The sequence below is a fragment of the Spirochaeta lutea genome, from assembly GCF_000758165.1.
Taxonomy (GTDB): Bacteria; Spirochaetota; Spirochaetia; order DSM-27196; family Salinispiraceae; genus Spirochaeta_D; species Spirochaeta_D lutea.
In genome coordinates, this window is record NZ_JNUP01000067.1 from 92,900 (window position 1) to 111,127 (window position 18,228).

The window sequence follows — 18,228 nt, forward strand, 5'->3', positions numbered from 1 at the left end:
TGTTACCCCTTTACGGCGCCAATGGTTAGTCCCCTGATGATCGCCTTGGAAAAGAACACCACCACCAGGATGATGGGGATGATCGATATGGTCACTCCCAGGTAGATCGCTCCGTAGTTCGCCTCATAGAGTCCCCGAATATTAGAAATAACCAGGGGCATGGGGAACTTTTCTGCGGAGTGGAGAAGAATCATGGGGGTTATGAGATCGTTCCATTTGTTAATGAATGTGAAGATCGACATGGTGGCCACCGCGGGCATAGCCAGGGGAAAGACGATCCGGTTGAAGATGTAAAACTCCCCGGCCCCGTCGATGATGGCAGCTTCAATGAGGCTGTCACTGACACTCTGCTCGATGTAGGCCCGGACGAAAAACACCATTCCCGCATTGGCGATCATGGGAAGAATCAGGGGAGCATAGGTGTCTATGAGACCCAACCCCACCACCAGATCATAGTATCCGATGAGTCCGAGCTGCTGGGGTATCATCATGGTGCCTAGGACTACCCAGAACAGTATGTTCCGGCCCTTGAAGCGGAACTTCGCAAACCCGTAGGCCGTTAGCGCACTAAAGAAGGCTGAGAGCACCACTGAAGGAACGGTAATGATGAAGCTGGATAGAAAACCTCGCCAAATATTCACCTTCCCCTGGATGATTTCATAGTTCTCCTCCAGATCCTGGCCGGGGGTTACCCAGACATTCTGAGAGATCTCCACATTGCTCCGGGTGGAGTTAATCACCATCATATAAAACGGCAGTACACAGATGAAGGCCAAAACGACCAGGAAGGTGTACAGTCCGATTTTTCCTGCTAGGCTCTGTTTTTCGATAATCATCGGCTACCCCCTCGTTTGGGTTTCCCATCGTAGTGCAGCATTCGGTAGGATAGGACGGATAGAATCAGAATCATGATGAAGAGTACGTAGGCCAGGGCCGCAGCGTAACCCACGTTGTAGTTCCTGAAGGCTTGGTTGTAGAGGTACAAGACCATGGTTGTCAGGGCGTTATCCGGTGCTCCGCGTCCGTTGGTGAGAACCCGGGGAATGTCGAAGATCTGCAGTCCCCCTATCAGGGAGGTAACCATGATGTACGCCAGGGTGGGCCGCAGGAGGGGCAGGGTTATACGGTAGAAGACCTGTCCCCGACCGGCCCCGTCAATGTAGGCAGCCTCATACAACTCGGTATCCATGGCACTGAGTCCGGCCATGACGATGATGGTGGTGTATCCGAACCACTGCCACCATTGGATGAAGGAAACCGTGGCCTGGGTTACCCCCGGGATGGTCAGGTAGTTGATGGGTTCGGATATGATCCCGATCCGCATGAGCATCATGTTCAGGGTTCCAAAGCGCCAATCCATAAGCACTGCAAAAAGAACCCCGATGGAGGCAGCGGTGACCAGGTTAGGAAGAAAGAAAAAGGTGCGGAATGTCTCTTTTCCTTTGATATTATAGTCCGTCAGGACAACCCCCAGATACAGGGCAAAGCCCACCTGGGGAATAAAATTCATGAGCCAGATTTTCCAGGTATTCCCGATGGATTGGTAGAATAACTCAGTGGTAAACAGCCGCTGATAGTTGCCCAGTCCAATGAACTCGTTTTCGTACATGTTTATGGGAGTCTGGAGACTCAATACGAAGGTTGAGATAATGGGATACAATTGAAAGGTTAAAAAGGCAAGAAAGAACGGGGCGATAAATAGATACCCCTTGTTTCCCCGTTTTGAAAAAAAGCCCAGACGAGGTGGACGGTCGAATCGTGCAGCCGCTGGCGGGCCGGCAGGGACCCGTTGACTCATAGGTGCCTCCTTTTGAAATTAAAAGGCGGACCGGCCGAAGCCAGTCCGCCGAAGGTACGCCTTAGCTTAGCGTTCTACTACAACCTCGGTAATATTCGGAATAATATCCATTACCGCAGTCTTAAAGGATTCAATGGCCTCATCCAGGGTTTTCTGGCCGTTGGCATAGAGTTCCACCTCATCGCCCCAGGCATTCTGGATCTGGAAGTCCCACGGTCCGATGAAAGAAACATCGATCTTCTCAACCTCTTCTGCGAAGTAGGCATAGTGGTTTTGACCGCCCAGGAAGGGCTCGGAGAAATCACCCTTGATCTTTTCGATTACATCCATATTAGCTACGAAGTCACCGGTTTCCTTGGCCCAGAATTCCTGGAACTCGGGATTGCTTCCGATGAACTTCACAAGCTTCCATGCAAGCTCTTTGTTTTTGCTGTTCCGGTTGATTCCGATCCAGGTACCACCCCAGCTGTAAGAGGCAGGGGGAGTCGCAAGGCCCCAGTCTCCGCTGAACTCAGCTTCGCCGGCATTGGCTTCGGGTTCGGCGTTGGGTTTTAGGACGTAGTGCAGACCCCAGGTGGGAAGAATGAAGGCAAATACGCTTCCATCGGCCATGGAGCTGAACCAGGGAGGTGACCATGTTCCGGCGCCTGCTTCGATCCGGTTCTCACGCATTTCCTTGGCAACTTCCATGTACTCAACAAGGGTCGCCGGAATTACGACCTTATCACCCTGGAGATAGGGTTCGGTTCTCCGGTTATAAATGAATTCAGACATGTCGGTGTATCCTGAGAGCAGGAATTTTTCACCGCTGTAGTGTTCTTTGATCATTTCGCCCAGCTCATAGAACTTGTCCAGACTACTGGTCCACTCGCTAACCACCTCGGGGTCATCGGTGCCCAATACATCCCGGGCGATGCTCCTGCGGTAGAAGAGTCCACCGGGGGTTGCCTGCCATGACAGCGCGGTAATCCGACCCTGTCCGTCCCGAGAAAGATCCGGTACATACTCTACCAGGTTGTCCATGAGTTCTTCGGCATTGTAGGGTGCGCCGGAAAGGGGCTCCCAGTAGCCTGACTCGATCATTTGGCGGAACCATGCCCGCTCACCGGTAAATACATCGGGCAGCTCACTCCGGGAACGCATGGTATTGTTAATCCGGTTGAGATACACCTCGTCCTCGTTTGGAAATACAGTGAACTCAATTTCAATGTCAGGATAGTATTCCTGAAACTTATCCAACATTCCCCCAAGTTCATCGGTGAATGACCAGACAACCAACTTCCCGCTGTCGGCATCACCAGTGGATGAAGCCTGTTCACCCTGACCGCCCGCAAAACCTATCCCTGCCAGAGCGAGGCTAAGCAGTACAGCAGTTAATACCCGAACCATTTTCATGGTTACCTCCTTTGGTATATTGTATCATACAACAATGATACATTTACTGATTTGTTTCATCGTAACACCGGACAACTGTCCCGTAAAGATTTTTTTTCCGTTTTCCGACCGTGAAATGCCTCGCCAACTCAACCTTCCGGGATTATTCGGGCTGGCAGGCCGGTTATCCCCCCTACATTGGGGCTCAGAAAGGCCGCTTAGCGGGCAGGCCTCCCCGATTCCCCCGAATCGGGGAAAAATCCCCGGTTCTTCTTCCCCAAAAACAGAATAACTTGTATGATATTTGTATAGGATAAACCATACAATGAAGAACCAACGACTTAAGTATATTGCAGTTCGGGATCAGCTTGCCAATACCTTCGACCGGGAACAATACCAGGCGGGTCAACAGCTCCCCACAGAAAATGAGTTATCCCGATCTCTGGGGGTCAGCAGGACTACGGTGCGACAAGCCCTGGAGCTGTTAACAAACCAGGGGATTATTGTGAAGCGCCAGGGCAGCGGCACCTATTACCAGGGCATTGCCGAGGTTCCCGAGCAGGCGAATCACCCTAAAACCAAAAAAGGATTCATCGGGCTGGTCAATTTTAACTTCATGGGATACATCTACCCGGAAATCATCCAGGGGATGGAAGAAACCCTGGCGAAGGAAGGATACTCCCTGGCCATTGCCCCATGCAACCAGAACCACGCGAAAGAAACCGAGTCTGTAGAGCGCCTGGTGGAACAGGGGGTTAAGGGGCTCATCATCGAACCCTCCCAGAACCTGCAGATCAACGAATCCCACCCCCTGAGCAGGATCATCCGCCGCCTGACTATTCCCGTGGTTACCACCCATTGGGGCATTACGAATCAAATGGTTTCAACGGTTTCCATGGATGATGTAATGGTGGGATTTCAAGCCACAAAGTACCTCCTGGACAGGGGCCACCGCCGGATCGGCTACATCATGAAATCCGATGTCCAGGCGGGTCACGACCGCTTTACGGGTTATAAAAAAGCCCTGACAGAGGCCGGCATCGCCTTCGATCCCGCCCGGGTTTCCCAATACACCCTGGAGGATGAAGAACCGGGCATTTTGGTTGCCTACAATTCGACCATGGAGCTGCTCAATCATCCGGGTTCCCGGCCCTCGGCTATCTTTTATTTTAATGACCAGACCGCCCAACAGGGGTACCGGGCCATCCAGGATTCGGGCCTTAGGATTCCCGAGGATATCTCGGTAATCAGCGTGGATAACTACCGCCCCTCGGCCCTCATGTATCCGCCCCTGACCACCTTCGAGCACCCGAAATATGAACTTGGTCGGTGGGCGGCAAAAATTCTGCTCTCGGAGATGGAGCCTCGAAGTCCGAAGCTGCATATGAAGATGGTCTTTGAGCCGGTACTGGTAGAACGGAAGAGCGTCGGTCTGTACAAGGGCGACTGAACCGGAGCAGAAATTGGCTGTTCCCGGTGCGGACTACTCGCTGCAAGCGTACGCTCCCGGTAGAGGAGATTACGATTGGCCGTCGCCGGTGCTGGTTGCACATCAATTGCAGCCCGGGGATGAGCTTTCCCGGCCGCGGCTGATCCGGGAACATAGCAGCGTACCCACCCGATCGCCTTCCGGCCCGGAACGCTACCAGGAATATGTAGTGCGCAAAAGGTTGTAAACTACGCCATATTCTAGTGGCGCAGTTCGGGAACCAACCCAGGGATGGTGTCACCAGGGCAAAAAGTTACAACCTTTTGCGCACTATACAAGGAACAAAAAAGGGATCCGACACCCTACCAGAGGCATCGGATCCCAAAGCATGGGGGTTCTACCGCCCATACCCAGACAACGTCAGGGCACGAGCCAGCATACCTGATAGGGCTGAAGAAGAATAGTATCCTCGGTGAGGGCCATTCGCTCCTCTGCCAACAGGTCAAGGGGATTCGGGTAAAGACCGTTCAGCCTCAACAGGTTTACCCGGACCTGCTGAGGATTTTCGCTGAAATTTGCCAGAACAAGGAGCTGCCGGGCATCACCGCTCCGAAGGAATGCCAGCACATGCTGGTTTCCCGAGGATAGCACCTGGGTTTCGCCCTGGCCGAGCACCGTCAGAGACTTGCGCAGCTCAATCATCCGCTTGAGACTTCGAAAAACGGATTCACTTGCCTTGTGGAACACCGGAGAGTCCTCCAGGGGATTGGCGCTGGTGTATTCTGACCCGGAACCAGCATTGGCGCCGGTGTGCTGCTCGGCTGGCCCGCCGGCTTGGATCGCTGTCCCTTGGTTCTGGTTCTTTGCCCCGCCGGGCTGACCAGCCGCCCCGTCGGTTTGACCAGCCGCCCCGTCCCCGGGGACGGGCAGTCCAAGGCTCGACAGGGTTCTGCCAGCCAAATCCCAGTCAAAGGCCGGGCGATGCACCCACCGGCTGTCCTTGCTCTTCCCTGCTTCCGAGGTGTAGCCGTACCAATTCAACCGGGCTAACTCATCTCCCAGGTATAAAACGGGGATCCCCCCGATGGCCATGATAATACTGTGAATCAACAGCATGCGCTGCTCAGCATACCCGGCCTCGGTGGAGGCACTATCGGGATCGCTGTGGCGGACGGCCATTTCTAACCCGGTCAGGCTCCCGGCAGTCCCGCTGATCCGGCAATCTCCCGTCAAGGGGTTATATTGAAAGGGAACCCCCCGGGCAAAGCTGCCCTCGAAGGTTCCGGTGTAGAAATCATTAAGAAACCGGCGGTGGTCATACCCGTTTATACCCAGCTCCGCCGCATCCTCATCGGCAAAGGTCCAGCCGATATCATCATGGCTACGGACGTAGTTGACCCAGGCACAATCCCCGGGAATACCGAAGCGGCGTTGTAAACTATGTTCCAACAGATTCACCCGCCGGGTCGCCAGACTCTCCCACAACAGCGCCATCAACAAGGGATTGTAACTGACCTCGCACTCCGTGGAGGAGATGTACTTCACCACCTCAGAAGGGTGCACAATGGCCTCGCTCTTAAACACCATAGCCGGCGCGGCAATCTTGGCCGCCAGACGGAAGCATTGAATCAGGGTATGGGCCTTGGGAAGGTTCTCACAGCCCGTCCCCTTCTCCTTCCAGGTGAAGGCCAGGGCATCCAGGCGCAGCACCTCGGCGCCGTGGTTTGCAATAAATAACATCTCCTCTACCATGGCGGTAAAGGTTTTCGGATTCTGATAATTCAAATCCCATTGATAACTATTAAAGGTCGTCCAAACCCAAGCCTCCATCTCAGGCTCATAGGTGAAACTACCCTTCCGGACGTCCGGGAAGATATCACGCAGGGTCCGGTTGTACTCCTGAACCTCACCCTCGTCCTCCAATACAAAGTAGTAGTCCCGATACTCCGGATCTCCCTCCTTCGCCTTTCGGGCCCAGATATGCTCATGGGAGGTGTGGTTAAACACAAAATCTAGTACCAAGCTTATCCCGTCCCTCCGCAGGTCTCGAGCGAGTTCCTGGAGCTGCTTCATGGTTCCCAGCTCTGGCATAACCTCCCGGTAGCTGGAAATAGCATAGCCGCCGTCGTTCTCGGACTCAGGCGCCTTAAACAGGGGCATCAGGTGGATGTAGGTGATTCCAATGTCTTTGAGGTAGTCTATCCGCTGCCTCAACCCCTCCAGGGTTTTGGCATAGAGATCAACATAGAGCATTGCCCCCACCATGGTTTGAGACCTAAACCAGTACGGATCTTCTTCCCGCCGGTAATCCAGCTTTTTAAGATCCGCCTCCCGGTTCCGCCAGCCCTCCGCCAGACGGCGGATCAGGGTTTCTAAATGAAAATAAAAATCCCAACGGTGCCCGTAGAGTTCAAACAATCGAGGAAATAACTGAGGAAAGTACCGGTGCATCCTCTGGGAAAAGGCCTGCCGGTGTTTTACCGGCAGGTTTCCCAAGGCTTCCTGGATGACCGGCTCCAGCAGCCCGAGGGCTGCATGGGCATCTCGTTCCATGATACTAGCTCCTTATCCCTTAACCGATCCGGCCATGAGTCCGCGGACAAAGAACCGTTGAAGGGCGAAAAATACCACCAGAGGCAGAGCCATACTGACGAAGGCGCCGGCGGTTAACAGATGCCAGTCCTGCCCCCGGGTTCCGACGATGTTCAAGAGCCGCTGGGTTATTACCTCAACCTGCTCTCCGGCACCGCTGAGGAACACCAGGGCTACCAGCAAGTCGTTCCAGACCCAGATGAACTGGAAAATTGCGAAACTCGCCAATGCCGGCACGGAAAGAGGAAGGATCAGCCGGGTGAAGGTGGTAAAGTGACTTGCCCCGTCCAAAAACGCACTCTCCATGATACTCCTGGGAATGGTGGAGATGTAGTTAAACAGCAGATAGGTGGCCAGGGCTAGTCCAAATCCCGTATGGGCCAACCAAATTCCCAGGTAACTACCGTTCAGCCCAATTGCCATGTAGTCCCGGAGAATAGGAATCAGGGCAATCTGCAGGGGAACAACCAACAATCCGACGATGGTCGCAAAGAGAATCTTCCTTCCGGGGAAATCCAGCCAGGCAAAACCGTAGGCCGCGAATGCCGCAATAAGTATCGGAATTATTACCGCCGGTACGGTCACCGTGATACTGTTCAAGAAACTATTAAGCATATTGTCGCCCCTGGAGGAGACAACAGTGCCGTCTGCCCGGGTGTAGGAGTAATCCTGCCCGGCGAGCACCTGCTCGTAGTTTCGCAGTGTAAAGGCCCCGGGATCCGAAAAGCTGGTCCACCAACCGCTGGTTACTACCTCATCGCGGTCCCTGAAACTGGTTACCAACACCCCGAGGGTCGGCAGGGTCCAGATTATACAAATAAGTGCAAGGAATCCGTTCACCAGAATTTTCTGAACCAGGGTTTTCTGCCTCTGGCTCTTTGGCTTACTCAGTACGATCTTTTTTCCGAGTTGCTCTTCCTTTTCCACGGGAGCGGTGGATTCCACTGACATGAGTACTTGTAAGCGCTTCATTAGAATACCTCCCGTTTTCCGAACTGCTTGAGGTTGTACCAGATCACCGGTGTAACCGCGAGTAGAATGATTATGGCGATGGCCGAACCGCGTCCGTAGTGAAGAAACTTAAACATCTGCTTATACTGCTGGCTCGCCAACACCTCCGTCCCGTACAATCCGTTGGTCATGGAATACACAATGTCGAATATTTTCAACGTAATCAGAAGGATGGTCGTAGACACGGTAACGATGGAACCCTTGATACTGGGAACAATGATGCTGGTGATAATCCGGATTTCCCCGGCACCGTCGATCCGCCCAGCCTCCAACAACTCATTGGGTACCGTTTTTATGGCTGCGGATAACACCACCATCGCGAAGCCGGTTTGCAGCCAAATCAGAATGAAGATCAAAAAGATATTATTCCATGGCCGCATGACAATCCAGTTTTGAGGATCACCCCCGAAGGAGGTCACAATGGCATTCAATAAGCCGATCTGCTCGTATCCCGGGGGCTGATAGGCATAGATAAACTTCCAGATAACCCCTGCACCGACGAAGGAAATAGCCATGGGTGCAAAGATGAAGGCCTTGGCAACCTTTTCGAACCCCGAGCGGTCTGCGAGCAGGGCAATAATGAGTCCCAAAAGTACGCTCCCCCCGGTGCCGACTACGAGCCAAAGCAGGTTATTCACAAAGGCAGTCTGCATGGTGGGGTCGGTAAACACATAGATATAGTTGTCCAGCCCCACAAAGTTCTCGCTCACCCGATCGAAGAAACTCAGGTAGAAGGAACGCAGGGTGGGCAGCATCAGGTACCAGCCCAGGATAGCAATGGCCGGGCCGACAAACATAAAGGGAGTGAGCCTTTTACGCCAGATGCCGTTGGTACGCTGAATAACCCAGTTGGTCACCCAATAGAGTGCAGCAGCCCCGCCGACCCCCCATATGATTGCACTAATGGTAATCACAATCTGCGGCGCATTGCTGTCTCGGAGGAATAAGAATCCGAAGTATAAAACCACAAAGACAAGAAGGGGCACGGCGAAACTCACCACGAGCCTGGCAACCCAGCTGAGTATACGCTGTACCGGAGAATCCGACTTGTCGCTCATATTAAAATCAGTCATGATGAAACTCCTAAAAAGAAAGCCCAATCCGGTCACTCGTTTTGCTGGCGATGGAACCGAATTGGGCAGCTTGGCTGGCTTCGAATAAGCCTGGTAGATCTCATCCCGGTCCGGCCCGATTAGCTCGAACCGGATCAGGAAAGAATCAGATACTTACCGGGGCCAGCTTCTTTCGATCTGGGTCAGAACGGTAGAGATATCCACACCGCTAACCAGGTCAGCCATTCCAGTCCAGAAGGTTCCGGCACCAACCTCAGCAGGCATCAGGTCGGATGCATCGAAGCGGAATACTTCAGCATTAACCAATATCCGTGCAAGATCTGCTTCCAGAGAAGAACCGTAGTCATCAAAGTTCTGGTCCTGGTGGGGGAAGAGTGCTCCACCTGCCTGGGCCCATGACTTGGCAGAATCCCAGGTGGTCAGGAATTCCATTACCTGGACAACCTCAGGACGCTGGCTGAACATTACAAACTGGTCGCCACCGCCGAGTACAGGTGTTCCCCATTGTTCATCGATGGAGGGAAGTGCGAATACACCGACCTCTTCTTCAAGGTTTGCTTGAACATCCTCGGGCATGAAACTGGTAATGAAGTTACCCTGGCGATGCAGCATGGCCCGGGGAGGATTTCCCGTAAACAGGGGAGAAATTGCATCCCCGAAGTTGGTGGTAAGAATGTTGGTGGGTCCACCCAGTACATAGTCAGCATCCATCCACAGCTCGGCCATAATCTCAGCAGCCCGCTGAACAGCAGGATGGTTGAAGGGAATCTCATGGTTCACCCACTGGTCGTATACATCAGGTCCTGCGGTTCGCAGCATGATGTCTTCCATCCAGTCTGTGGCGACCCAACCGGTGGCTGCACCGGATTCCATTCCGATGGACCAAGGAACGATACCGTCAGCAGCGATTTCCTGGGTCAGGGCCCGGAGTTCGTCCCAGGTGGTGGGGATTTCATACCCGGCTGCCTCGAAGGCTTTTTTGGGGTACCAAACAAAGCTCTTGGCGTTTACCCGGTGGAATACACCGTATACATTGCCCTCGTAGGTGCCAAGATCTTTCCACGCGCTGGTGTAATTTGCATCGATCCGGTTGATCACGCTCTGGGGCAGGGGTTTCAGATACCCACGGCCTGCCAGATTGTACATAAGTCCGGGCTGGGGAAGGGCGGCAATGTCCGGGGGAGTACCGGCCTCAGCCTGAACCAGAATCTGGGTTTCAAACTCAGGGCTTCCCTCGTAAATTACATTGATACCAGTACGGTCGATAAAAGGCTTAAGTGCCTCACGGAAGCGTGCAGCCTCTTCCGCCCTGAAAGCGCCGAAAATCCGAACCGTCTTCTGTGCCTCAGCGCTGGGCTGAGCCTGTTGTTCACCCTGTCCTCCCGCAAAAAGGGCTGCGGGAACCAGAAGTGCAGCGATCATTACCAAAATAATCGCCTTACCTAACCTCTTCATACCTACCTCCTCGTATGTATAGGTCCTTACTTTTTTCCGGAACTAACAACTGCCCCGGTCTATTACCGATAATTCAAGAAACACCTTCTGAGCCGGGTAATCCGGGGTCTCAATGTGTTTCTGCAGCAACTCCGCTGCCAACCGTCCTGAGGCGTCCAGATTCTGACGGACCGTACTCAGGTGCAGGAACTCAGCCATATCAAGATCATCAAAGCCCAGAACGCCCAGCTCCTGGGGAACCCGGATGCCCTGCTGCGCCGCCTCCTTTAAGATTTTGGCGGCGATAATATCCGAGCTGGCAAATAGGGCCTGGGGTCGCTCGGGCTGTTCCAGGAGCTCCTTTATCCAGCGCTCCACGGAATGCTCGGCGAACTCCCCGGTACGCACAAAACGCTCATCCAGCTCGATACCCTCCTCGGAAAGCCGCTGACGGAAACCGTCCAACCGCAGCTCGGTGGCCTTGAGGGTAAACTCCATGGAAGAATACTCCCCCACAAAGCCCAGGGTCCGGTATCCCTTATTCCAGAGGAAATCCGCAGCAATCCAGCCCCCCCGGTGATTATCAATATCCACACAGCTGAACTCGTCAAACCCCGTCTCAACAAAGATGGTGGGCAGGTTCACCTGCTTGATCCGCTTTCTGGTATCCTCGGGGATGCTCAAACTCAAGATGATTAGCCCGTCCAAGCGGTTCGCTGTGGGCAGCATGTCCAGGTACTCCGCCAGCTGCTCAGGACTCTTTACCGTATAGATAATGAGCTCATACCGGCTGGGCAGCATGGCATCGGAGATGCCCCTGATACGCTGTACGAAGGACGCCTCGGTAAAAAAGGGGGTCAGAACCCCAACCCGGTTTAGATGCTTCCGTGCCCGGGCAATGGCCTCCGCCTTGGGTACAAACTGCAGATCCTCCATGGCGGCCAGAACATCCTTGCGGGTTTTTTCATTGACCAGGTTCGGCGAGTTCAAAACCCTGCTCACCGTACTGATACTAACCCCCGCTGTCTTCGCCACATCATAGATGGTCGCCCGCTTGTTCATCCCCGTTCCTTCGTTATGAAAGTGCTTTCATAAAAGCTATTTTCATGATAAGCTAGATTCACCGGTTGTCAAGGAGAAATTTCAACCTTTTACAGAATTACCAATAAAACAGGCGTATACACCAAGGAGGAGGCCTTATGAATCACAGCATCGATGAGCTTTGGGAATCAGTATATGGGGATTCCAATGGGGCGGCGGAAGAACTGCGCCACCTGAAGACCGAACTCGAGCGGTTCCACCCCAGTGCCAGCCAGTACGATACCGGAGAAATCTCCGCCGTCCACGAGCACCAACTGAGCTCCGGCCAGGAACCGGCCTGGTACCAGGAAGCCGTGGTATATGCCCTCTATACCCAGCACTTCAATAAGACCTTCACCGGCCTGAGCGAAAAGCTCGATCATTTGGCGCATCTGGGGGTAACCTGCCTCTGGCTGCTGCCCATCCTGGACAGCCCCATGCGGGATGAGGGCTTCGATGTTTCGGATTTTTATTCCATCCGGCCGGGGCTGTTTCCCGACAGCATCCCCCGGGATCTGCACCAGGCGGAATTCCGGCGTTTCCTCCAGGCTGCCCACGAGAAGGGAATCCGGGTAATCTTCGATATCGCCCTGAATCACATCAGCATCGACCACCCATGGTTCCAGAAGGCCGTCAGCCAGCCCGAAAGCCCGGAATTTTCCTACTTTCATTGGTCGGATACCGGAGAGGAGCATGAAAAAGCCCGGATCATCTTTAAGGGAATGCTGGAATCGAACTGGGAATATGAGCCTCGGGTAGGAAAGTACTACTTTCACCGGTTCTACCCCCATCAACCCGATCTAAACTACGAAAACCCCCGGCTGCTCCGGGAGGTCATCCAAGCCTGCTTATACTGGATCGACCAGGGAGTAGACGGCTTTCGGGTGGATGCTGCTCCCTACTTCTGGAAGGATGCAGACACCGATTCCGAAAACCATCCCAACACCCACATGATTATAAAAATACTGCGAGCCGCGGTGGAGGCTGCCAAACCCGGCACCCTGCTCCTGGCAGAAGCCTGCCAGCCGCCCCGGCAGGTGGTGGACTACTTCGGCCAAGGGGATGAATGCCAGGGGGCCTACCACTTCCCCCTGATGCCCCGGCTTTTCTTGAGCCTAGCCGAGGGAAACGGGGAGGCAATAAAACGGGTGCTCAGTCCGGAGGTTACACCTCAAACCCCCCAGGGCACCCAGTGGTTCACCTTCCTGCGCTGCCATGACGAACTTACCCTGGAGATGGTAACCCCCCAGGAGCGGGAAACTATTTACGACTATTATTGCAAGGATCCGTCCTGGGATTTCCGCCAGGGAGAGGGCATATCCAGCCGACTAATCAATCTTCTGGAGACCCCCCAGAAGGTCCTGTTGGCCCATGCCCTGCTGCTCGGACTCTCGGGGACACCGGTTATCTACTACGGTGATGAGGTACTAACCCCGAATAACCAGGCCTTCAATCTGGAATGGCGCCAGCGTACGGGATACACCGACAGCCGGAACCTGGTCCGAGGCCCCCTGGATTGGCCTCACATCGAAGAGGCCTTGAAGGATCCAGCCTCCCCGGAGCACTGGCATTACAACCATCTATCCCAGCTCATCCATGCCAGGAGGCAGGAGCCAGCCTTTGCCTTGGGAGACCAGACCCTTGAAACCGGCCACGCCCCCCTACTGCTCATCGTAAAACAGTACCAAAACACTGTCCTTCATCTCTGGTACAACCTCTCGGAACAGCCCCAGCCCCTCGGATCGACCGGGGACAGCCGGATTCTGGCGGCATACAACCATGATCCCGCTACCCATACCCTCGGCTCCCTGGGATTCCTCTGGTCGGTACGAAGCTGATCCGGCCGCAACCCAGGCGCTGAGCCCAGGACCCAAGCCCTAGGGAATCCAGAATTCCCGGTCAAGGGCGGTGAGATCGCTGAAAAACTCATCAATCTCCCGCCCCTTGAGGGGCACTCCCTCGATGTACACCCCGCTGCGGATAATCTCCAGCTCGGCATCCCGGGTAGAACGGAACACGAGAAGCTCAATCTCGACGTGGTCGGGATTATTCCGGATTCTTCCTTCTATAGTTACCCGGGAATGGGACCGGTCAATGGGGTTACTCTGCCACCGGGCTCCAGGCATCACGGTTTCAATGATTCGGCCAAAGGGGCGGCCGGGATTCTCAATTGTGGGCGATTTCTGCACCGCGAATACCCAATCATCATGCTGCATACCCGTAATCAGAAGCATTCCCCCCGTCAGGGCGAGGATGACAATAGGCAGAACAGGCCATAAACTCGGTTTTACGATGGGCCTGGCCGGGGTGACTGTAGAAAGCTGAGACCCGCAGTGGGGACAGTACTGGGCGTTTGGGGGCAGGGCCGGTTCTTGACAGATGGGACAGACTCTCGAATTCATATCTTTACCATGGAAATCTCAGGCTGAGCATGAGCCACCGGCATAGCCGGGGCGAAGACAGGACGGAGTCCCTGCAAAAAGAACGCACTAAGTACGGTTTGCCGATCAAACACCATCTCCAGCTGGTCAACCCCTGCGAGACTGAAGAACGGACGGTAGAGACGGCCGCTGACTGCCGGCTGGAGGGTGAAGGCCTTCGCGTGAAATTGACCGGGAGCAATGGAGGACCGGGGAAAACTCAGCCACCTGCTCAACCCCCGGCGCACCGATAGCAGCTGCAAACCCCTCCATACGGCCCTGCGACCCTGGGCGTCCCGCATCTCCAAACCTCCCCGGTACCCCCCCCAGGAGGCTGTTTGCAGACTATCCAGGTAAATCCATCCGAAAACCTGATCCTGCCCGCCGCTAACCTCTAAACAATATGCGCCCCGATCATCCAATCCGGGCCGGCACCGCCACATCAGTTCCCCGGATTCCCGGCCCATGGCCCGGTTCACCGAAAATCCATCCCAGCCCCCCGGCACGCCGTGTCCAGAACCGTGTCCAGAACCGTGTCCAGAACCGTGTCCAGAACCGTGTCCAGAACCATACCGGGGATCGGAATCGCTCCCTGCCTGGATAACCGCCTGCCCGGAGGCCGAGGCATATCCGGAACCAGAACCCGAGCAGCCCCGATCCTGACCCCCAGGCTGCCCGGAGGCCGAGCCGCCATCCCCCGGGCTGAATTCCGTACTGACGATGAAAACGGGTCGCTCCAACTGATCGGTAACCACCAGAGGCTGGGTTGAAAAAAACCGAAGTTCGAAATTTGCTATTCGTAATCCCAGGGTCAGACTGTCAGAAAGAGTGATACCCCCGTATCGCTGGAGGGCTGCTCCACAGGAGTGACAAAAAAAATCGTTGCGATTAACCGGTACACTGCAGAAGGGACATTGATGATTCATACAGTATCCATTATCCATACCGGGCCGGATTCCGCATTAAGAAAAATGCCTAGACCCCCGGGATTATGCTCCTGGCATGAAGGGGAACACCGAGTACCGCGAGGTATCTGCCGTCATCGGCGAGGGATGCGCCTAACATGAGAGGGAGCACCGGATGCGGGGGCTTTTCATTCCAGCGACGTTGTGGATGCGCCTAACATGAGAGGGAGCACCCCTTTGGACTGATATTGATTGTAGCGCTCAAAAGGTTGAAAACCACACCAGGTATAGCGGAGCCATCTAAAAGTCCACCCTTGGGTGGTGTCCCCGGGGTGCCATGGTACAACCTTTTGCACACTCTGAAAAAACCCTTGACAACCTTGCCATCAGGGTTTATACCTAAATTGTACTAATCAATTAATACAATAATACATTAGTACACTGGTACAAAGAGGGTGCAGAACCACGGGTGAGGGTAACTAAAAAAAACCAGCAATACCGTCCCTCGCCAGTCGGATGCAGAACCAGGCTTCCGGCGGGCTATGCACCCTCAATGAATCCGCCAGGGAGGTTGGCCAGGTGGCTATGGAACGGCAGAAACAGGATATTCCCTTCAGCCTCGATCCCAAAAGCGGCGTGCCCTACTACAAGCAGATCATTCTGCAGGTGGAAATGGCCATCGCCGATGGACGCTTGTCCACGGGAGATCAGCTGCCCACGGTTCGAAGCCTGGCGGTAGACCTGCAGATTAATCCAAACACCGCGGCCAGAGCCTACAACGAATTGGAGATCCGGGGCATTGTGACCACCCAGCAGGGCACCGGTACCTTCATCAGCGACCGGAAGCTGGAGATTAGCCAGGTAGAACGGGAGCAGATGCTGGAGGAGATTACCCGTTCAATGCTCACCAAGGCCCGGGCCTACGGATTTCAGGTTTCGGAACTGGTGGAGGCCATCCAGCGGATCGAGAACCAGGAGGATTAGGAGGCCCCTATGGTCATATTCGGACAAAAGCAGTTGTTTTCACGGATTAAAAATCCCGCCAAACCGAAGCGGGCAAAGGACTTTGAGTTCAGCATCTTTTCCTTCTTTTGGATGATGGTGATTCTAACGTCCTTCGCCATCCTGCAAGTCCTGGTGGCGAACATCCCCCCCCAGGGGCTCATTATTAGGGGCGCGTTGGGAGTCGTCATGGCTGCCCTGGTGTACCTGGTCATTCCAACCTGGTCGGCGATCATCCCCGCCCTGCTCCTGGCGCAGATCAGCCTTTTTACCGCCAGCGGGCCGGAAAGCCTGCCATCGGGCTGGACCGTCCTGAGCTACACCCTGAGCCCCGGGGACGGTCTGTTCATTCTGGGTGTGCTCGCGGCCTGTTTGACCGGCCCGTCTCTCCAGATTGTGCTCCAGTGGGATAAGGTAGTCATCCTGCGGATGGGCCGCTTCCGGAAGGTGCACGGTCCTGGACCGGTATTCCTGATTCCTCTGATCGACCGCTGCGCAGCCTTCGTGGATACCCGGATCCGGGTTACAGATTTCAGCGCGGAGAAAATTCTCACCCGGGATACGGTTCCGGTACATGTGGATGCCCTGGCGTTCTGGATGATCTGGGATGCCCAACGGGCAATCCTGGAGGTGGAGGACTTCATGGAAGCGGTAACCCTCTCTGCCCAGACGGCCCTGCGGGACAGCATCGGCAAATACAGCCTTACCACCCTGTTGAGCGAACGGGAGACCCTCTACCGGGAGATTCAAACCATCCTGGATGCTAAAACCAACCCATGGGGCATAACTATTTTGAGTGTGGAGTTCACTGACATCCTCCTGCCCCAGGAATTGGAAGATGTCATGTCCAAACAAGCCCAGGCGGAACGGGAAAAACAGGCCCGGCACTACCTGGCCCAGGCGGAGAAGGAAATAGCCTCGGAGTTCGCCGAGGCTGCCGAGGTGTACCGGCACAATCCCGAGGCTCTGAACCTCCGGGCTATGAATATGGTGTACGACGGGATGAAGGCCCGGGGCAGTCTGGTGCTGCTTCCCTCCGGGGCCCTGGAGCATATGAATCTCGGCTCGGTTATGGGGGTTACCGGTTTAGCGAAACAGACCGGCGCCGGGAAGGATCCGGCTTCCCCGTCTATTGAGACCGGGGTGTCGGATTCAGATGAGGTATCCCGGACAACCCGGGCCCCGGAGCCTTCCAAGGAACCGCCTGGAGAGGCCTCCGACGGGGAGAAGGGGGCCGAAGGAGCCGCCGGAAAGGAGCATACCTAAGGACGGGGTTCGCCGGGGAGATTAGGGTACACCCCCGGGCAGCCGACCTGGAAGCATTAAAATCACCCTAAGACCAAGAAAAAAAAACGTCCCAGCCTGGGCGGCCACCCGGGACAGGACGATAAACCTGGAGGTTTTTATGATTACTGTAAGAAATCTTACAAAAGAATACCACAGCGGCGAAACCGTTGTAAAGGCGCTGCGAGGTGTGGACCTGGACATCGGAGCTGGGGAATTTTTATCCATCGCGGGGCCCTCGGGATCCGGAAAATCGACCTTGCTGAACCTTATGGGCTGCATCGACACCCCTGACAGCGGAACCCTGAAGGTGGAAGACCAGGATGTGTCCCGGCTGAACAAGGATCAGCTGGCACTGTTCCGCCGGCGACGATTGGGTTTTATTTTCCAGACCTACAATCTCATTCCGGTTTTGACGGGTTTCGAGAATGTAGCTCTGGCACTGAATCTCCTGGGTCTACCGGATTCAGAGATCCGGGACCGGACCCGGGCCATCCTGGATGAGGTAGGGCTCTTAGGCATGGAGGACCGGGTTCCCAGCAAACTCTCTGGGGGGCAGCAGCAGCGCGTCGCCATCGCCCGGGCCTTGGTCAAAGAGCCCAGTATCGTCCTGGCGGATGAGCCCACGGCGAACCTGGACTCCAAAACAGGGGAAGACATCCTTAAGCTCATGGAGGATATGAATAAGCGCCACGGCACAACCTTCGTATTCAGCACCCACGATCCCATGGTGATGCAGTATGCCCACCGCCTTATCCAGTTGCATGACGGGCTCATCCAGAGTGATGAGCGCCGGGCCGAGGCCGAAACGGCACGGGTTCATTAG

General features: G+C 54.9%; 15 protein-coding genes. 5 read left to right on the forward strand and 10 right to left on the reverse strand.

The features are described from left to right. Positions 1-2: 2 nt before the first annotated feature. The 3 genes from DC28_RS11940 to DC28_RS11950 all read right to left on the reverse strand — a co-directional run bounded on the left by DC28_RS11940 (position 3) and on the right by DC28_RS11950 (position 3,193). Positions 3-836, reverse strand: coding sequence for a carbohydrate ABC transporter permease (locus tag DC28_RS11940; RefSeq protein WP_037548951.1), 834 nt, complete (start codon positions 834-836; stop codon positions 3-5). Then, positions 833-1,798 (reverse strand): carbohydrate ABC transporter permease, encoded by a 966-nt coding sequence (locus DC28_RS11945; protein ID WP_081942171.1) that lies wholly within the window; start codon positions 1,796-1,798, stop codon positions 833-835. The genes DC28_RS11940 and DC28_RS11945 overlap by 4 nt, the downstream gene beginning before the upstream one ends. 66 nt (positions 1,799-1,864) lie before the next feature. After that, positions 1,865-3,193 carry an ABC transporter substrate-binding protein gene (locus DC28_RS11950; RefSeq protein WP_052078832.1) on the reverse strand — a complete coding sequence of 443 codons (1,329 nt, stop codon included), beginning with the start codon at positions 3,191-3,193 and terminating at the stop codon, positions 1,865-1,867. Positions 3,194-3,497: 304 nt separating this feature from the next. On the opposite strand from DC28_RS11950, the gene DC28_RS11960 reads away from it, so the two are divergent. Continuing rightward, positions 3,498-4,622 carry a GntR family transcriptional regulator gene (locus DC28_RS11960; protein ID WP_037548957.1) on the forward strand — a complete coding sequence of 375 codons (1,125 nt, stop codon included), beginning with the start codon at positions 3,498-3,500 and terminating at the stop codon, positions 4,620-4,622. Positions 4,623-5,021: 399 nt separating this feature from the next. On the opposite strand, the gene DC28_RS11965 is transcribed toward DC28_RS11960, so the two are convergent. The 5 genes from DC28_RS11965 to DC28_RS11985 form a co-directional block, all read right to left on the reverse strand. Further along, on the reverse strand, positions 5,022-7,154 hold the full coding sequence (locus tag DC28_RS11965; protein WP_052078833.1) for an alpha-amylase family glycosyl hydrolase: 2,133 nt from the start codon (positions 7,152-7,154) through the stop codon (positions 5,022-5,024). 12 nt (positions 7,155-7,166) lie between these two features. Further along, positions 7,167-8,165 (reverse strand): carbohydrate ABC transporter permease, encoded by a 999-nt coding sequence (locus DC28_RS11970; protein ID WP_238565814.1) that lies wholly within the window; start codon positions 8,163-8,165, stop codon positions 7,167-7,169. Continuing rightward, complete coding sequence (locus tag DC28_RS11975) at positions 8,165-9,277, reverse strand: carbohydrate ABC transporter permease (protein ID WP_238565815.1); 1,113 nt, start codon at positions 9,275-9,277, stop codon at positions 8,165-8,167. The genes DC28_RS11970 and DC28_RS11975 overlap by 1 nt, the downstream gene beginning before the upstream one ends. A gap of 153 nt (positions 9,278-9,430) precedes the next feature. Continuing rightward, positions 9,431-10,732: an ABC transporter substrate-binding protein gene (locus DC28_RS11980; RefSeq protein WP_037548959.1), complete on the reverse strand. Its 1,302-nt coding sequence runs from the start codon at positions 10,730-10,732 to the stop codon at positions 9,431-9,433. Positions 10,733-10,774: 42 nt separating this feature from the next. Then, entirely contained in the window at positions 10,775-11,773 is a 999-nt protein-coding gene (locus tag DC28_RS11985) for a LacI family DNA-binding transcriptional regulator (RefSeq protein WP_037548962.1), read from the reverse strand. A gap of 137 nt (positions 11,774-11,910) precedes the next feature. Between DC28_RS11985 and DC28_RS11990 the strand changes: the two genes are divergently transcribed. Then, positions 11,911-13,629, forward strand: a complete 1,719-nt coding sequence (locus tag DC28_RS11990; RefSeq protein WP_052078834.1) for an alpha-amylase family glycosyl hydrolase — start codon at positions 11,911-11,913, stop codon at positions 13,627-13,629. 39 nt (positions 13,630-13,668) lie between these two features. On the opposite strand, the gene DC28_RS11995 is transcribed toward DC28_RS11990, so the two are convergent. Both DC28_RS11995 and DC28_RS15770 read right to left on the reverse strand, forming a co-directional pair. Continuing rightward, positions 13,669-14,193 (reverse strand): zinc ribbon domain-containing protein, encoded by a 525-nt coding sequence (locus DC28_RS11995; protein WP_037548964.1) that lies wholly within the window; start codon positions 14,191-14,193, stop codon positions 13,669-13,671. Next, positions 14,190-15,137, reverse strand: a complete 948-nt coding sequence (locus DC28_RS15770; RefSeq protein ID WP_052078835.1) for a hypothetical protein — start codon at positions 15,135-15,137, stop codon at positions 14,190-14,192. The genes DC28_RS11995 and DC28_RS15770 overlap by 4 nt, the downstream gene beginning before the upstream one ends. Before the next feature lie 495 nt (positions 15,138-15,632). Here DC28_RS15770 and DC28_RS12005 point away from each other — a divergent pair, with 495 nt between their 5' ends. The 3 genes from DC28_RS12005 (at position 15,633) to DC28_RS12015 (ending at position 18,228) form a co-directional block, all read left to right on the forward strand. Further along, complete coding sequence (locus DC28_RS12005; RefSeq protein WP_238565816.1) at positions 15,633-16,100, forward strand: GntR family transcriptional regulator; 468 nt, start codon at positions 15,633-15,635, stop codon at positions 16,098-16,100. 9 nt (positions 16,101-16,109) lie between these two features. Further along, entirely contained in the window at positions 16,110-17,384 is a 1,275-nt protein-coding gene (locus tag DC28_RS15775; protein ID WP_052078836.1) for a slipin family protein, read from the forward strand. Positions 17,385-17,523: 139 nt separating this feature from the next. Beyond that, positions 17,524-18,228 (forward strand): ABC transporter ATP-binding protein, encoded by a 705-nt coding sequence (locus DC28_RS12015; RefSeq protein ID WP_037548966.1) that lies wholly within the window; start codon positions 17,524-17,526, stop codon positions 18,226-18,228.